The organism is Rhodococcus sp. KRD197 (assembly GCF_017168235.1).
Taxonomy (GTDB): domain Bacteria; phylum Actinomycetota; class Actinomycetes; order Mycobacteriales; family Mycobacteriaceae; genus Rhodococcoides.
The window spans coordinates 35583-50285 of record NZ_JABFAO010000001.1 but is presented as its reverse complement, the minus strand read 5'-3'; the positions used below and the strand labels follow the sequence as shown (position 1 = coordinate 50285).

Annotated in this window: 15 protein-coding genes; 6 read left to right on the top strand and 9 right to left on the bottom strand. The window is 64.0% G+C overall.

The genetic code is table 11. The annotated features are described in order from the left end of the window. Positions 1-112: 112 nt before the first annotated feature. From J1M86_RS00250 to J1M86_RS00235, 4 genes are all read right to left on the bottom strand, one after another. On the bottom strand, positions 113-259 hold the full coding sequence (locus J1M86_RS00250; RefSeq protein ID WP_206508264.1) for a hypothetical protein: 147 nt from the start codon (positions 257-259) through the stop codon (positions 113-115). After that, positions 256-2097, bottom strand: a complete 1842-nt coding sequence (gene cysC / locus J1M86_RS00245) for an adenylyl-sulfate kinase (RefSeq protein WP_206508263.1) — start codon at positions 2095-2097, stop codon at positions 256-258. Before cysC ends, J1M86_RS00250 begins: the two co-directional genes overlap by 4 nt. Next, a complete protein-coding gene (gene cysD / locus J1M86_RS00240; protein WP_206508262.1) occupies positions 2097-3014 on the bottom strand; it encodes a sulfate adenylyltransferase subunit CysD in 918 nt (305 codons plus the stop codon). Before cysD ends, cysC begins: the two co-directional genes overlap by 1 nt. Before the next feature lie 88 nt (positions 3015-3102). Continuing rightward, a complete protein-coding gene (locus J1M86_RS00235; protein WP_206508261.1) occupies positions 3103-3999 on the bottom strand; it encodes an IclR family transcriptional regulator in 897 nt (298 codons plus the stop codon). An 89-nt stretch (positions 4000-4088) separates the two neighbouring features. Between J1M86_RS00235 and J1M86_RS00230 the strand changes: the two genes are divergently transcribed. The 6 genes from J1M86_RS00230 to J1M86_RS00205 all read left to right on the top strand — a co-directional run bounded on the left by J1M86_RS00230 (position 4089) and on the right by J1M86_RS00205 (position 9317). After that, positions 4089-5249, top strand: coding sequence for a hypothetical protein (locus tag J1M86_RS00230; protein WP_075837636.1), 1161 nt, complete (start codon positions 4089-4091; stop codon positions 5247-5249). Next, positions 5246-6043: an SDR family oxidoreductase gene (locus J1M86_RS00225; protein ID WP_241259382.1), complete on the top strand. Its 798-nt coding sequence runs from the start codon at positions 5246-5248 to the stop codon at positions 6041-6043. The genes J1M86_RS00230 and J1M86_RS00225 overlap by 4 nt, the downstream gene beginning before the upstream one ends. A 9-nt stretch (positions 6044-6052) precedes the next feature. Continuing rightward, positions 6053-7219, top strand: coding sequence for a sulfotransferase (locus J1M86_RS00220; RefSeq protein ID WP_206508260.1), 1167 nt, complete (start codon positions 6053-6055; stop codon positions 7217-7219). Positions 7220-7228: 9 nt separating this feature from the next. Continuing rightward, positions 7229-7819, top strand: a complete 591-nt coding sequence (locus J1M86_RS00215) for a bifunctional 2-polyprenyl-6-hydroxyphenol methylase/3-demethylubiquinol 3-O-methyltransferase UbiG (RefSeq protein ID WP_206508259.1) — start codon at positions 7229-7231, stop codon at positions 7817-7819. A gap of 52 nt (positions 7820-7871) precedes the next feature. Next, complete coding sequence (locus tag J1M86_RS00210) at positions 7872-8405, top strand: MarR family winged helix-turn-helix transcriptional regulator (protein ID WP_075837635.1); 534 nt, start codon at positions 7872-7874, stop codon at positions 8403-8405. A 78-nt stretch (positions 8406-8483) separates the two neighbouring features. Beyond that, positions 8484-9317 carry a hypothetical protein gene (locus tag J1M86_RS00205; protein ID WP_241259381.1) on the top strand — a complete coding sequence of 278 codons (834 nt, stop codon included), beginning with the start codon at positions 8484-8486 and terminating at the stop codon, positions 9315-9317. Here J1M86_RS00205 and J1M86_RS00200 read toward each other — a convergent pair. The 5 genes from J1M86_RS00200 to J1M86_RS00180 are packed head-to-tail and all read right to left on the bottom strand — an operon-like array spanning position 9293 to position 14671. Then, positions 9293-10084 carry an enoyl-CoA hydratase gene (locus J1M86_RS00200; RefSeq protein WP_206508258.1) on the bottom strand — a complete coding sequence of 264 codons (792 nt, stop codon included), beginning with the start codon at positions 10082-10084 and terminating at the stop codon, positions 9293-9295. The genes J1M86_RS00205 and J1M86_RS00200 overlap by 25 nt on opposite strands. After that, complete coding sequence (gene mmsB / locus J1M86_RS00195) at positions 10081-10989, bottom strand: 3-hydroxyisobutyrate dehydrogenase (RefSeq protein ID WP_083667196.1); 909 nt, start codon at positions 10987-10989, stop codon at positions 10081-10083. The genes J1M86_RS00200 and mmsB overlap by 4 nt, the downstream gene beginning before the upstream one ends. After that, positions 10986-12029 (bottom strand): enoyl-CoA hydratase/isomerase family protein, encoded by a 1044-nt coding sequence (locus tag J1M86_RS00190; protein WP_206508257.1) that lies wholly within the window; start codon positions 12027-12029, stop codon positions 10986-10988. Before J1M86_RS00190 ends, mmsB begins: the two co-directional genes overlap by 4 nt. Then, a complete protein-coding gene (locus tag J1M86_RS00185; RefSeq protein ID WP_206508256.1) occupies positions 12026-13165 on the bottom strand; it encodes an isobutyryl-CoA dehydrogenase in 1140 nt (379 codons plus the stop codon). The genes J1M86_RS00190 and J1M86_RS00185 overlap by 4 nt, the downstream gene beginning before the upstream one ends. 3 nt (positions 13166-13168) lie before the next feature. Beyond that, positions 13169-14671 (bottom strand): CoA-acylating methylmalonate-semialdehyde dehydrogenase, encoded by a 1503-nt coding sequence (locus tag J1M86_RS00180; protein ID WP_206508255.1) that lies wholly within the window; start codon positions 14669-14671, stop codon positions 13169-13171. Between the last annotated feature and the right edge of the window lie 32 nt (positions 14672-14703).

Genomic DNA, 14703 nt, shown 5'->3' with positions numbered 1-14703 from the left:
TGAGACGTCCCACAGGTCGCCCTGCGACTCCGAATTTCCCTGCATACCAACATTATCGCAGGTCAAACACCTAAACGCGGGTCGACGCGACGTGGATCGGCCATCGGATTGTTCAGCAGTCTCCTAGTTCGCGTCCGGTGGTTCTTCCGCGCTCACGTTCGCGGACCTCGATCAGTAGTCGTCCCGCGGCCCCCGCCACCTCGGCTGCAAGAAGTGCGTCGTCGGCGAGAAGTGTGTCTTCGGTGAACGGTGTACTCATGAGCTCAACAGTTCCACGATGCGGGCTGCCTGCGCCGCCGGATCACCGTCGGAGGGGCGAATCACGAGATCGGCTCGCTGCGGAGCCTCGTAGGGATCGTCGACTCCGGTGAAACCGGTGATCTCGCCGGCGCGGGCTTTTGCATACATGCCCTTCGGGTCTCGGGTCTCGCATACGTCGAGCGGTGTATCGACGAAGATCTCGTAGAACGGCAGACCCGCCGCCTCGTGCAGGCTGCGAGCGAAGTCTCGGCCGTCTCGGTACGGGCTGATCAAGCACACGACGGCAATCAGACCGGCATCAGCGAACAGGTGCGCAACCTCCGCCACCCGACGGACGTTCTCGTCCCGGCTACGTGCGTCGAAGCCGAGGTCGGAGTTCAACCCGTGTCGCACGTTGTCGCCGTCGAGCAGGTAGGCGGGTCGACCGGACGCGACGAGCAACCGCTCTACCTCTGCTGCGATCGTGGACTTGCCCGACCCGGAGAGCCCGGTGAGCCACACCGTCGCGCCTCGGGTCGCGCGATCGACGCGCGCGACCCTCGATGAATGCCATACCACCTTCGACGCGGAAAGTGCAGGGCCGGAAATCATTCCGCCGGCAACGGTGGCACCGGTTGCCTCGTCGACGAGCAGGAAGCTTCCGGTGACCCGGTTGCGTCGGTACGGATCGAACAGCAGTGGCTGGGTCGTTCGAATGCGGATGCGGCCGATGTCGTTGAGTGCAAGGGACTGCGCTGACACGTCGCGGTGCAGTGTGTCGATGTCGAGCCGGTACTCGAGTGCATCGATTCGAGCCGTGGTCGTGGCGGTGGTGTGCATCAGCAGATATCTCTCGCCCTGCCGTAACTGCGCGCTCTCGGACATCCAGCAGATCATCGCGTCGATGTCCGTACCCACCATGGGCCGGTTGTTCGGGCGGCACAGCATGTCCCCACGTCCGACGTCGATGGCGTCGGACAGCTCCAAACACAACGCGGATCGGGCGAAACCCTGCTCCAGCGGGACACCTCCAGGGCCCCACACCGCAGCCACGGTCGTCGTGAAGCCGGAAGGCAGCACCACGACCTCGTCCCCCGGGGCGAATACGCCGCTGGCCACAGTTCCGGCGTAGCCACGGAAGTCGGCGTGTTCGCTCGATCCGGTCCGGGGGCGCACGACGTATTGCACCGGGAATCGGGCGTCGATGAGATTGCGATCGGAGGCGATGTGGACCTCTTCGAGGTGGTGCAGTAGCGAACCACCCTCGTACCAGCTCATTCTCGCGGTCCGGTGCACCACGTTGTCGCCGTCGAGCGCGGACATGGGTATGAACGTCAGATCCGGTACATCCAGTTTGGCTGCGAACGATTCGAAGTCGGATCGGATCTCGTCGAATCGTTCTCGGGACCAGTCGACGAGATCCATTTTGTTGACGCACAGCACCAGGTGCGCGATTCCCAGCAGCGAGGACAGGAAGGCGTGTCGCCTGGTCTGCTCGACGATGCCGTAGCGCGCATCGACGAGGATCAGGGCCAGGTCGGCAGTCGAGGCGCCGGTGACCATGTTGCGGGTGTACTGCACATGCCCGGGCGTATCGGCGATGATGAATTTTCTCTTGGGGGTGGCGAAGTAACGATGTGCCACGTCGATGGTGATGCCCTGTTCGCGTTCGGCGCGCAACCCATCCGTCAACAGAGCCAGGTCTGCGCTGGCACCTCCGCGTTCCCTGCTCGTCTTCTCGATAGCCTCGAGCTGGTCCTCGAAGATCGACTTCGAGTCGTAGAGCAGCCGCCCGATCAGCGTGGACTTGCCGTCGTCGACGCTCCCTGCCGTCGCCACCCTCAGCAACTCGGACATCAGAAGTACCCTTCTTTCTTTCGGTCTTCCATACCGGCCTCGGAGATTCGGTCGTCGGCTCGCGTGGCACCGCGCTCGGTAATTCTGCTCGCGGCCACTTCCACCGCCACCTCCATAGCGTTGGCGGCGGAGGACTGCACGCACCCGGTGCAGGTCGCGTCACCGACGGTGCGGAACCGTACGGTCGAGTCGAAGACTTCATCGCCCGGTAACAGTGTCACGAATCTGGTTGCGGCCAGGAGCATTCCGTCTCTCGGGACGACCGGACGCCGATGTGCGTAGTAGATGTTCGGCAGTTCGATGCCCTCCGCGGCAATGTACTGCCAGATGTCGAGCTCGGTCCAGTTCGACAGCGGGAACACACGGATGTGTTCACCGCGCCGGTGTCGTCCGTTGTACAGCTGCCACAGCTCGGGTCGTTGCGCGCGTGGATCCCATTGCCCGTGTTCGTCTCGAAAACTGAACACCCGCTCCTTGGCACGCGCCTTCTCCTCGTCGCGTCGTGCGCCGCCGAAGACGGCATCGAAGGAGTTCTCCGCGATTGCGCGCAGCAGGGTTCGGGTCTGCAAGCGATTTCGAGAGGCCCGAGGCCCGATCTCTTCCTGTGAGCGCCCCGCATCGATGTCGTCCTGCACACTCGCGACGATCAGCTTGACACCGGACTCGGCGACGGCGCGGTCCCGGAACTCGATCACCTCGTCGAAGTTGTGACCGGTATCGATGTGCATCACAGCGAACGGCACACGGGCCGGCCAGAACGCCTTGGCCGCGACATGGAGCATCACGACCGAGTCCTTGCCGCCGGAGAAGAGCAGAACCGGACGCTCCGCAGTGGCAGCTACCTCCCTGAAGATGTGCACGGCCTCGGCTTCCAGAGCCGCGAGGTGCGTGAGTTCGTGGTGGATCGACGTCGCCACTGGCCGCCCTTCCGTTGCCTTCGGTCCATATTTGGACCGCCCCGGTAGATTCCGATGAGGAGAACAATAGAACGTGTTCCTGCACAAATCAACGGTTCGGCGAATGCCCTCCGACTTCGAGGGTGATCGCCTCTGCCGCGGCGACGAGAGACTGCCCTCGCTCGGCGATCTCCGCGCCAGTGATGGCGGCTCCGACATGCAACGTCAGCACCAGGGCCTGTGAACCGTGGGCGTCGTAGGTGGGGGCGGCGATCACACTGACCTCGTGCACCGCGTCCGATTGCGCCTCCCGCACTCCCAGGTAGACCCGTTCCCCCAACCCCGAAACCATCTCTCCGAGAAGTTCACGCACCTCCTTCGGTAACTCGTCGGCAGCAACCCCTGCCATCACCGAATGCAGCTTCTGCCCGACCGCGGTGAGCGTCTCCACGAGGTAGCCGCTGCTGCGACACTCCTCCACCACCCGCGCAAGGTGCTCGGTGTCGATGCGCACGGGCAGTGTCGGTTCGCGATTCAACCAGGCCTCGAGCCTGTCGTCGGTATCCCACAGGACGTACATCAGACCGATGGGCGGGGCGAACGGGTACGCCTGACCGATCCGTCCCGACCCGCGGCGTGAATTCGGTTCGACCGACTCGAGCACGGTGATCCGATCCGATACGACCGCAGATGCCGTGCACGTCGTGTCGTACCTCTCGCTGAGTTCGGCGAGATGCTTGCGCGCCACTGGTCCGATCGCGAAACCGTTCTGTGCGGCGCGACCGGCGGCGATCAGCGCCGGACCCAGACCGTAGGTGACCGAGACCGGGTCGCGGACCAGGTAGCCGGCCTCGACCAGCGAGGTGAGGATGCCCAGGCATGTCGGTTTGCTCAGCTCGAGAGCCCGCGCGAGTTCCGAGAGCCCGAACCTGCGCCCGCTCCGCGCGACGAGGTAGTTCAGGACCGACACGACACGGTCGGTGGGTGGAGACGAGCGCGTACTCATTGACCCTCACTAGAACAAGTTCTATTGTCGATTCGAACCAGTTCTACCACACCGGTACATATATGTACCAATAATCCGAGGAGATGGGCGTGCCCACCGACCCCCTGACCGACGCGATCGCAGCAGCCGAGAAGATCATCGAAGCCGCGCCACACATACTCACCGAGCAGGACCTGGTGGAAGGCTACGAGTACCTGGCGGGGAGCATCCGCGCGTCGATTCAGATGGCGTGGGCCTACGACCCCCGATTCCCCTTCTTCGCCTCCTCCACCGGGCCCTACACCAAGATGGGGTTGGACAACCCCGACACCCTGTACTTCCACGCCAACATCGACGCCGATCACGAGTATGTCGTCGCCGGAAGACGAGGCACCACAACAGATCTGAGTTTTCAAATTCTGGCGGGAGACTACTCGCCCGTCGACGTTCCCGACAGTCTCACCGCATTCGACGATCGCTCCATCGACATTGCATCCGACGGCACCTTCGAGCTGCACTTCGGCCGCCCGTCCGAGCAGGCCAACCACTTCACCCTGGGTGAAGGATCGTCGATGCTCGTGGTGCGAGAGGTGTACAACGACTGGTCGGCCGCGCGCGGCACGCTGACCATTCGCCGCGTCGGCGAGGAGCGCGAGGAACCGAACCGGCCGACGAAGAACGACGTGGCAAAACGATATGCGACGGCCGGAAAGATGCTCCTCGGCAGGTTGAACACGTTTCTGCAGTTTCCGCACTGGTTCTACCTGAAGCTCGAGGTCAACACCCTGACCGAACCACGCCTGACACCGGGCGGCTTGAGCACCCAATACTCCTCGGCCGGTCACTACCAATTGCAGGCGGACCAGGCAATGATCGTCACCGTTCCGAAATCCGATGCGCCGTATCAGGGATTCCAGCTCGGCAGCATGTGGTACGTCTCGCTCGACTACATCCACCACCAAACCTCGCTGACCTCCGATCAAGCTCAGACCGACCCCGACGGCATGATGAGACTCGTTGTCAGTGAGCAGAACCCGCATGTGGCGAACTGGATCGAGACCACCGGACACGCACGCGGCTACGCGCAGATCCGCTGGCAACGTGTGTCACGAGAGCTGACCTCGGCCGACGGCCCCACCGTCGAAGTCGTCGACATCGACGATGTGCCCTCGCGACTGCCCTACTACGAGCAGAACACGATCACCCCCGAGGATTTCGCACGAAGAATCGCCGCCCGACGCCGGGGCGTCGACGAACGGATGCTGGGATGACCGGCGGAATGGGAACCGGCGCGCTCGCCGGCAAGGTGGTCGTGGTCTCGGGCGTCGGCCCCTCCCTCGGTCGATCGATCGCGCTGCAAAGCGCCGCCGCCGGCGCAGATGTTGTCCTCGCGGCTCGCTCCACCACGTGTATGGAGTCGGTGGCCGGGGAAGTTAGCGCGCTGGGGCGCCGAGCAGTCACGGTGACCACCGATATCACGGACGAGGACTCGTCGGCGGCCCTGGTCACCGCGGCCATCGACGCATTCGGCCATGTCGATGCCCTGGTCAACAATGCCTTCGCGAACCCGTCGATGAAGGATTTCGCGCACACCGATCCCTCTGTCATCCGCAACGGCCTCGAGTTGTCGTTGTTCGGCACACTTCGGCTCTGCCAGCTGTTCACCCCGGCCTTGGCCGAATCCGGCGGCTCGATAGTGATGATCAACTCCGCCGTCATCCGGCACTCGCAGCCCAAGTACGGGAGCTACAAGATCGCCAAGGCGGCGTTGCTCGCGATGTCGCAGACCCTCGCCAGCGAGCTCGGACCACAGGGCATCCGCGTCAACACCGTTGCACCGGGCTACATCTGGGGCGAAACACTCAAGGGGTACTTCGCGCACGCGGCGCGCAAGTACGGCACCACCAGCGATCAGATCTACCAGCAGACAGCCGCCGGCATCGACCTGCGACGCCTACCCGAACCCGACGAGATCGCCGACGCCGTGGTGTTTCTCGCCTCGCCCGGGGCCCGCGCCATCACCGGTCAATGCCTCGACGTCAACTGCGGCGAATACCACCACTAGGAGCTCGATGTGACCAGTACCGAACGCACGGATGTCGGCACCGCAGAGGACCTGCACGCCTCGGCGAGCAGGGCCAGCGGCCTCACCGACTTCGGAACCGACGACTACAGCGAGGCGCTGGAAGTGCTGCTCGAGTCGTACCGGCGAGATGCCGAGCTCACTCCGCTCGGGTCGAAGATGAGTCGCTTCTTTCTACGCGGGGCGTTGGTCGCCCGCCTGTTGAGCGAATCGGCGTGGAAGCAGTACCCCGAGCATGCCGAGGTCTCGATCGAGCGCCCGATCTTCGTCACCGGGCTCCCCCGAACAGGTACCACTGCGCTGCATCGGCTGCTGACGGCCGACCCCGCTCATCAGGGACTCGAGATGTGGCTCACCGAGGTGCCACAGCCTCGACCTCCTCGGGAAACGTGGGCCACCAATCCTGTGTTCGCACACATCGAGCAGGGCTTCGCGCAACACCACACAGAACATCCCGAGTTCATGGGGGTGCACTACATGTCTGCCGGCGAGGTCGAAGAATGCTGGCAGCTGCTGCGCCAATCGGTGCAATCGGTCGCCTACGAGTGCCTGGCGTACCTGCCGACGTACTCCTCGTGGTTGGCCGAGCAAAGTTGGCACAATGCCTACGCACGTCACCGCCGGAACCTGCAGCTGATCGGATTGCACGACTCGGAGCGGCGGTGGGTGCTGAAGAATCCGAGCCACCTGTTCGCGCTGGAGGACCTTTTGACGGTCTATCCCGACGCCCTGGTAATCCAGACACACCGGGAGGCCCGCACGATCATGCCATCTACCTGCAGCTTGGCCGAGCACGCAACCGCGGGCTGGAGCACCAAGTTCACCGGTAGCGTGATCGGGCGAACACAGCTCGACCTCTGGGAACGCGGGTTGCACACATTCGCCGCCGCGAGGGCCGAAGCGAACCCCGCACAGTTCTTCGACGTCGACTATCACGAGTTCGTCGCCGACCCGCTCGGCACGGTGGAACAGGTGTATCGGCATTTCGGACTGGGCATGAGCGAGGACGCGCGTCTCGCGATGGACGCGATCGACGCCGAGAGTCGAACAGGTGCCAGACGTCCCTCGCACAAGTACACCCTCGAAGAGTTCGGGCTCGACGGCGACGAGGTGGACAGGCGGTTCGGGGAGCAGCGGCGTTCCGGCGAGCACCGATAAGCTCGATGCATGGCCCCCACACGCTGGCAGAGCGAAAACACCGAGGCCCAATCCCGGCAGTACGTGGAACGGTTCGCGGAGCTCGAAAAGCGCGGCGCGGATCTGCACGGAGAAGCGCGGATGCTCGATGCGCTGCTGGCGCGAAAGAGTTCGGTGCTCGATGCCGGTTGCGGCACCGCACGACTCGGCGCCGAGTTGGCGCGTCGGGGCCATCGGGTTACCGCCGTCGACCTCGATCCTGTGTTCGTCGAAGCCGCCCGAGCACACACCGACCTCACCGTCCACCAGGCCGATCTGACCGAGCTCGACCTGGGCGTTCAGTTCGATGCCGTCGTCACTGCCGGCAATGTCATGGTGTTCATGACGCCGGGGACCGAGCGAGCGGCGCTGTCGAACTTCGCCGCTCATCTCGTTCCTGGCGGGGTGTTCGTCGCCGGGTTCGCCACCGACCGGGGGTACACCGTGGGCCAGTTCGACGAGGATCTGGCCGCGGTCGGGCTCGAATTGGAGCACCGCTTTTCGACGTGGGATCTGAGGCCGTGGCACGGCGATGCCACGTTCGCCGTCAGCGTCGCGCGCAAGGCTTCCGCCGCGCGCTGACCCGAGCCATCGGAAGCGTCTCACAGGCCATCGTCGTGGGAGGATGGACAGCATGTCTGCTTCGTCGCGCCTTCCACTCGACCCCATCGCAGAGGCTCATCGTCAGTGGACCAAGCACGGGTGGGGAAATGTCGCCGACGGCATGGCTGCTGTCACCTCGCTGATGCGTGCTCAGCAGATCATGCTCGCCCGTGTGGAGGAAGTTCTCAAACCCACCGGGTTGACGTTCTCGCGATACGAGTTGCTGACCTTGCTCACCTTCACCAAGAACGGCGCCCTGCCGATGGCGAAGGCCAGCGCACGCTTACAGGTTCATCCCACCAGTGTCACCAATGCGGTGGACCGGCTCGAGACAGCAGGATACGTTCGCAGGACGCCGCATCCGAGCGACCGTCGGACGACGCTGGTGGAGATCACCGAATCCGGTCGCAAGCTGGCGGTCGATGCCACGGAAAGGCTCAACGATCAGGTGTTCGCGAAGCCGGGCCTCAGCGACGACAAGCTCACCTCGCTGGTTCGAATCCTTGCCGAACTCAGGAGGGCAGCCGGTGATTTCGACGACACCGGCACGGCGCCTACCTGGTGAGACGCGCCGACCGGCGTCGATCCGTGATGAAATGAATCCGGAACGCGGCGGGGGGTCGCGCCAGGTGGGAGTAGCTCGATGTTGGTAGTGGGTGTCGGGGCGGGTGCACACGGTGCGCGAGCAATTCTGACTCACCTGGACAGTCCGCACCGCGCGCCGCTTGCGACCCGGACGGTTCGTCGCCGAGGAGACCGATCGCTGGCATCGACCGTCGTCGACGCTATTTCAGCTCTTCATGCAGTTGCGTCCACACTCGATGTGCACGTCGAGCATTCGGCGATCGCCTACCGCTCGGGCGACGAGTTCGATGCGCGTGAAGATGTGGGTTCGGCCCAGTTGGTGCCCGATACCGTAGCTCAGCTCCGCTACCTTCGTTTCACCGGAACCGTTCCCGCACACGGGGCCACAGTGCTGTGCGATCTGGGCAGCACCGGGATGAGCGTATCCGTCGTCGATCTGGCGAGGGGAGCCATGGTCACCTCGCAGCGGGCCACGTCCTTCGGCGGAGACGACCTCGACCAACTGGTCCGACGCCACCTCGCCGTCCACGGTGTTCGCACCGATGTCGATACGGCGCGGTCGGTCAAGGAGAGATTGAGCGAGGGCGGGGTCGTCAATGCTCGCGACCTGGACGGCCGTGGCAATCACGTGTTCACGCGCAGAGATTTCGACGACATCACCGCCGGGCCGGTTCGGTACGCGAGGATGATCGTCGAGCAAACCATCGAACTGTCCGGAATCGAACCGGCATCGATCGTGCTGCTCGGGGGCGGCGCGAACATCGCATCGATCGCGGTGGCCTTCGAGTCGAAACTCGGCCCTCGCATCGTGATTCCGCACCGCCCCGAGCTCGTGTCCGCGCGCGGGGCGGCCCTACTGTCGAGCGGTCAGCGGTTGACGAACGTCGGTTGACGCTTGTCGACGAACGCCGCCATCCCTTCCTTCTGGTCCTCCGTCGCGAATGTCGAGTGGAACAACCGACGCTCGAACCGAACACCCTCGGCGAGAGTGCTCTCGTAGGAACGGTTCACCGCTTCCTTGGCCATCATCGCGATCGGCAGCGACATCTCGGCAATGGTGGTGGCGGTGGCGATGGCGTCGTCGAGTAGATCCGCAGCCGGAACGATTCGCGACACCAGGCCCGCACGCTCGGCCTCCTCGACCTTCATGTTGCGACCCGTCAGGCACATCTCCATGGCCTTGGCCTTGCCCACCGCACGAGTGAGGCGCTGCGAACCACCGATACCCGGGATGACACCCAGCTTGATCTCGGGTTGACCGAACACCGCGGTGTCAGCCGCGATGAGCACGTCGCACAGCATCGCCAACTCGCATCCGCCGCCGAGGGCGTAACCGGAAACCGCGGCCACCAGCGGAGTGCGCGCCGCAGACAGCCGATCCCACGCAGTGAAGAAATCGTCGAGATAGACGTCCATGTACGACTTCGGCTGCATCTCCTTGATGTCCGCACCGGCCGCGAATGCCTTTTCCGAACCGGTGACGAGGATCGCCCCGATGCCCTCGTCACGATCGAAATCGTCGACGACGGAGACGACCTCACGCATCAACTGCGAGTTCAACGCGTTGAGTGCTTTCGGACGGTTGAGCGTGATGATTCCTACGCGTCCCCGGCGTTCGACCAGGATGGTCTCGAAAGTTGTCGTTTCGGGGCTGCTCATGAATTGGTTCCTGTCGATCGTGCGCGGATATCGTTGATGATGCCGGAGAAATCGACGTCGGTGCCGCCACCCGATTCACCCTTGAACCGCGCGTACAACTCGGCGGCTTGCAGACCGAGCACACCGTCGACTCCGTTGTCTCGCAGCGCGTTCGCCGCGAGTGACAGATCCTTGTCCATCAACGCCGCCGCGAAACCGGGCTTGTAGTCATTGTTGGCGGGGCTGGTGGGAACGGGACCGGGTACCGGACAGTTGGTCGTCAGGGCCCAGCACTGGCCCGAAGCGGTGGAGGCAACGTCGAACAACGCCTGGTTGCTCAGACCCAACTTCTCGCCGAGAACGAAGGCCTCGCTGATCGCGATCATCGAGACACCGAGAATCATGTTGTTGCAGATCTTCGCCGCCTGACCGTTCCCTGCTGCGCCGCAGTGCACGACCTTTCGGCCCATGACATCGAGAATCTCGGCAGCGGAGGCGAAATCGTCCTCCGATCCACCGACCATGAACGTCAGTGTTCCGGCCGCCGCTCCCCCGACGCCACCCGAGACAGGTGCGTCGAGCCCGCGGTGACCGGCCGCCTGAACCATCTTGTGCGCGGCGTGCGCATCGGCGACATCGATTGTCGAGGAATCGACGAACAACGTGCCGGGCGCCGCAGCGGGCAGCAGATCCGCATACAGGTCGAGGACGAGACGCCCGTTGGGAAGCATCGTGACCACGATGGAAGCATCCTGCACGGCCGCGAGCGCCGAGTCGACGACGGTGACCCCGTCGGACTTCGCCTGCTCGAGCGCGGCCGGCACCAGGTCGAAACCCTGCACGGTGTACCCGGCTGCGACGAGGTTCGCCGCCATCGGTCCGCCCATGTGGCCGAGACCGATGAACCCAATTGTTTTCTCACTCATGCTGTCTCCAGTTTCAGTTCGGCGTCGCCCAGGGGCTCGAAGTACCGATCGACATCGTCCTGTGTCACGTCTGCGAGAGTCGCCGGTGACCACGCGGGGTTTCGGTCCTTCTCCACGACCTGCGCGCGAATTCCTTCGACGAGATCGTGTGAGCTCAGACTCGCGAGAGAAACCCGGTACTCCTCGTTCAACACCTGCTCGAGCGAGGATGCCTGGGCGGCACTGCGCAGCGACTTCAACGTCACTTTGAGGGCGACGGGCGACTTCGACTCGATGTCGCCGGCTGCCTTCTGTGCCTCGGACGCGGCGCTGCGACGAAGACGTACGAGGATCTCCTCGACGGTGTCGGCACTGTAGGCCTCGTCGATCCATGCGCGAGCACCGGCCAGCGTCGATTCCGGTGCAGGCTCGGTGAACTCGGACAATGCATCCGAGACCGAACCGGACTCCAGCGCCTGGTAGAACTTCTCCAAGTTCTCCGAGGGCATGAAGTGATCTGCGAAGCCGGCCGCGATGGCGTCGGCTGCGTCCATACGCGCCGTCGTCAGAGCGAGATGCGTGCCGAGTTCACCCGGCGCACGGGCGAGCAGGTACGTGCCACCGACGTCGGGGATGAAACCGATCCCGACCTCGGGCATCGCGATCTTGGAGCGTTCGGTGACGATGCGAGTGTTCGCATGCGCAGACAATCCGACGCCACCACCCATGACGACGCCGTCCATGATCGCGACATACGGCTTGGAGAACCGAGCGATCGCCGCATTGAGGATGTACTCCTCGCGCCAGAAGTCCTTCGTCCCGGTCCCGCCATCCTTCGCGTCGTGATAGATCGACACGATGTCGCCGCCCGCGCAGAGACCGCGCTCGCCGGCTCCCACCAACAGCACCGTGTCGATGCTCTCGTCCGCGGCCCACGCGTCGAGCTGCGGCGCAATCTCACGCACCATCGCATGGTTCAGCGCATTGATGGCTTTCGGGCGGTTCAGCGTGATACGGCCGACACCACCACGCTCGTCGAACATAACCTGAGGCTCTGTCATGCTGCTCCCACAATCGAGCGAGCCACGACGACTCGCATGATCTCGTTGCTTCCTTCGAGGATTTGGTGCACACGCAGATCGCGAACGATCTTCTCCACACCGTACTCCGCGAGGTAACCGTAGCCGCCGAGCAACTGCAGTGCGTCGTTCGCGACCTCGAAACCGGTATCGGTGGCGAATCTCTTTGCCATTGCACACAGTTCGACTTTGTCGGGAGCGTCGTTCTGCAACGCGTCGGCAGCGCGCAGTAGCATCGTGCGCGCGGCTTCGAGCTCGGTCTTCATGTCAGCGAGACGAAACTGCAACGCTTGCGCGTCGAGCAACCGGGCACCGAATGCCCGGCGTTCGAGCAGATACGCAACAGCCTTGTCGAGTGCACTCTGCGCGCCCCCGATCGAACATGCCGCGATGTTGAGCCGGCCACCGTTGAGGCCGTTCATCGCGATCCGGAAGCCGTCCCCCTCGTTGCCCAGCAGGTTCGCCGCCGGCACCCGAACATCCTCGAAGACAACCTGCCTCGTCGGCTGGGCGTTCCATCCCATCTTCTTCTCGTTGGCGCCGAAGGACAGACCCTCCGACTCCTTCGGGACGATGATCGCCGAAATCCCCTTCGGTCCGGCGTCACCGGTCCGCACCATCACGACGTAGACATCCGATGTTCCCGCGCCCGAGATGAACTGCTTGACGCCGTTGAGGATGTAGTCGTCGCCGTCGCGCACAGCCTTGGTACTCAATGCCGCCGCATCCGAACCGGCGCCGGGCTCGGTCAGGCAGTAGCTGCCCAACTGGTCCATCGAGCACAGGCCCGGCACCCAGCGGCGACGCTGCTCCTCGTTGCCGTAGGTGTCGATCATCCACGCGACCATATTGTGGATGGAGATGTACGCAGCGATGGACGGGTCACCCGTGGCGAGTTGCTCGAAGATCCGGGCCGCGTCGAGCCTGGTCAGCCCGGAACCACCGACGTCCTCGCCGATGTAGATTCCGCCCATTCCCAAGCCGGCGGCTTTGCGCAGCACGTCCACCGGGAAGTGTTTGCTCTGGTCCCATTCGACGGCGTTCGGGGCGAGGAACTCGTCGGCGAAGTCCCTGACCGTCTCGTTGATCGCCCGCTCGTCCTCCGTGAGTGTGAACATGCGTCAGTCCATGTTCGGGATGACGAAGTGGTTTGCAGCAGCCTCTTTCTTGCCGGACGGCCAGCGCTGAGTGACGGTCTTGGTCTTGGTGTAGAACCGCACCGAGTCCGGTCCGTGCTGGTTCAGATCGCCGAATCCGGACTTCTTCCAGCCGCCGAACGTGTGGTACGCGATCGGCACGGGGATCGGAACGTTGACCCCGACCATGCCGACCTGGACCCGCGAGCAGAAGTCACGAGCGGTGTCACCGTCTCGGGTGAAGATCGAGACGCCGTTGCCGTACTCGTGCTCGGACGGCAAACGCAGCGCGTCCTCGTAGTCCTTCGCCCGCACGACGATCAGGACCGGTCCGAAGATTTCTTCCTTGTAGATCCGCATGTCGGTCGTCACTTTGTCGAACAGCGTTGCACCGGCGAAGAATCCGTTCTCGTGGCCTTCGAGACTGAAGCCACGGCCGTCGACGACGAGCTCGGCGCCCTCGTCCACACCGATCTGGGTGTAGTCGTTGACCCGCTTCAACGCGTCGCTGCCGACAAGCGGACCGAAGTCTGCGTCCTCGTCGTCGGAGCGGCCGATCTTCAGCTTCGCGACACGCTCGGTCAGCTTGGCGACCAGGGCGTCTGCGGTCTCCTCGCCGACGGGAACGGCAACCGAGATGGCCATGCAACGCTCGCCTGCGGATCCGTACGCGGCACCGAGCAGCGCGTCGGCGACCTGGTCGAGGTCGGCATCGGGCATGACGAGGGCGTGGTTCTTGGCGCCGCCGAAGCACTGTGCGCGCTTACCGTTCTTGGCTGCCGTCTCATAGATGTACTGCGCGATGGGGGTGGATCCGACAAAGCCGACGGCCTTGACGCGATCGTCGTTGAGCAGCACGTCGACGGCGTTCTTGCCGCCGTTGACGACGTTGAACACCCCTGGCGGAAGGCCTGCTTCGAGGAAGAGTTCGGCCAGCTTGAGCGGTACGGACGGGTCACGCTCGGACGGCTTGAGAATGAAGGCGTTGCCGCAGGCGATCGCGGGTCCGGCCTTCCACAGCGGGATCATTGCCGGGAAGTTGAACGGGGTGATGCCGGCGACGACGCCGAGCGGCTGACGCATCGAGTAGACATCGATTCCGCCGCCTGCGCCCTCGGTGTACTCGCCCTTGAGCAGGTGCGGAATGCCGGTGGCGAACTCGACGACCTCGAGTCCTCGCTGCACGTCACCCTTGGCGTCGGCGATGGTCTTGCCGTGCTCACTCGAGAGCAGCCGAGCCAACTCGTCCATATCGCGATTGATCAGCGCCAGGAACTTCATCAGGACGCGGGCGCGTCGCTGCGGATTCCAGCTCGCCCATTCGACCTGCGCCTGTGCGGCGTCGGCGATGGCCGCCTCGACCTCGGCATCACTGGCGAGAGGCACCTTGGCCTGAACCTCGCCGGTGTTGGGGTCGAAGACGTCGCCGAAGTTGCCCGACTCGCCGGAGACGTGCTTGCCGCCGATGAAATGCGTGAGTTCGCGCATGAGATCCGTCCTGTTCAGATACGAGAATTAAG

Coding starts and splice junctions, on each gene's coding strand:
- J1M86_RS00250 (WP_206508264.1), bottom strand. CDS start 259: ATGAGTACACCGTTCACCGAAGACACACTTCTCGCCGACGACGCACTT.
- cysC (WP_206508263.1), bottom strand. CDS start 2,097: ATGTCCGAGTTGCTGAGGGTGGCGACGGCAGGGAGCGTCGACGACGGC.
- J1M86_RS00235 (WP_206508261.1), bottom strand. CDS start 3,999: ATGAGTACGCGCTCGTCTCCACCCACCGACCGTGTCGTGTCGGTCCTG.
- J1M86_RS00225 (WP_241259382.1), top strand. CDS start 5,246: ATGACCGGCGGAATGGGAACCGGCGCGCTCGCCGGCAAGGTGGTCGTG.
- J1M86_RS00215 (WP_206508259.1), top strand. CDS start 7,229: ATGGCCCCCACACGCTGGCAGAGCGAAAACACCGAGGCCCAATCCCGG.
- J1M86_RS00210 (WP_075837635.1), top strand. CDS start 7,872: ATGTCTGCTTCGTCGCGCCTTCCACTCGACCCCATCGCAGAGGCTCAT.
- J1M86_RS00205 (WP_241259381.1), top strand. CDS start 8,484: ATGTTGGTAGTGGGTGTCGGGGCGGGTGCACACGGTGCGCGAGCAATT.
- J1M86_RS00200 (WP_206508258.1), bottom strand. CDS start 10,084: ATGAGCAGCCCCGAAACGACAACTTTCGAGACCATCCTGGTCGAACGC.
- mmsB (WP_083667196.1), bottom strand. CDS start 10,989: ATGAGTGAGAAAACAATTGGGTTCATCGGTCTCGGCCACATGGGCGGA.
- J1M86_RS00190 (WP_206508257.1), bottom strand. CDS start 12,029: ATGACAGAGCCTCAGGTTATGTTCGACGAGCGTGGTGGTGTCGGCCGT.
- J1M86_RS00185 (WP_206508256.1), bottom strand. CDS start 13,165: ATGTTCACACTCACGGAGGACGAGCGGGCGATCAACGAGACGGTCAGG.
- J1M86_RS00180 (WP_206508255.1), bottom strand. CDS start 14,671: ATGCGCGAACTCACGCATTTCATCGGCGGCAAGCACGTCTCCGGCGAG.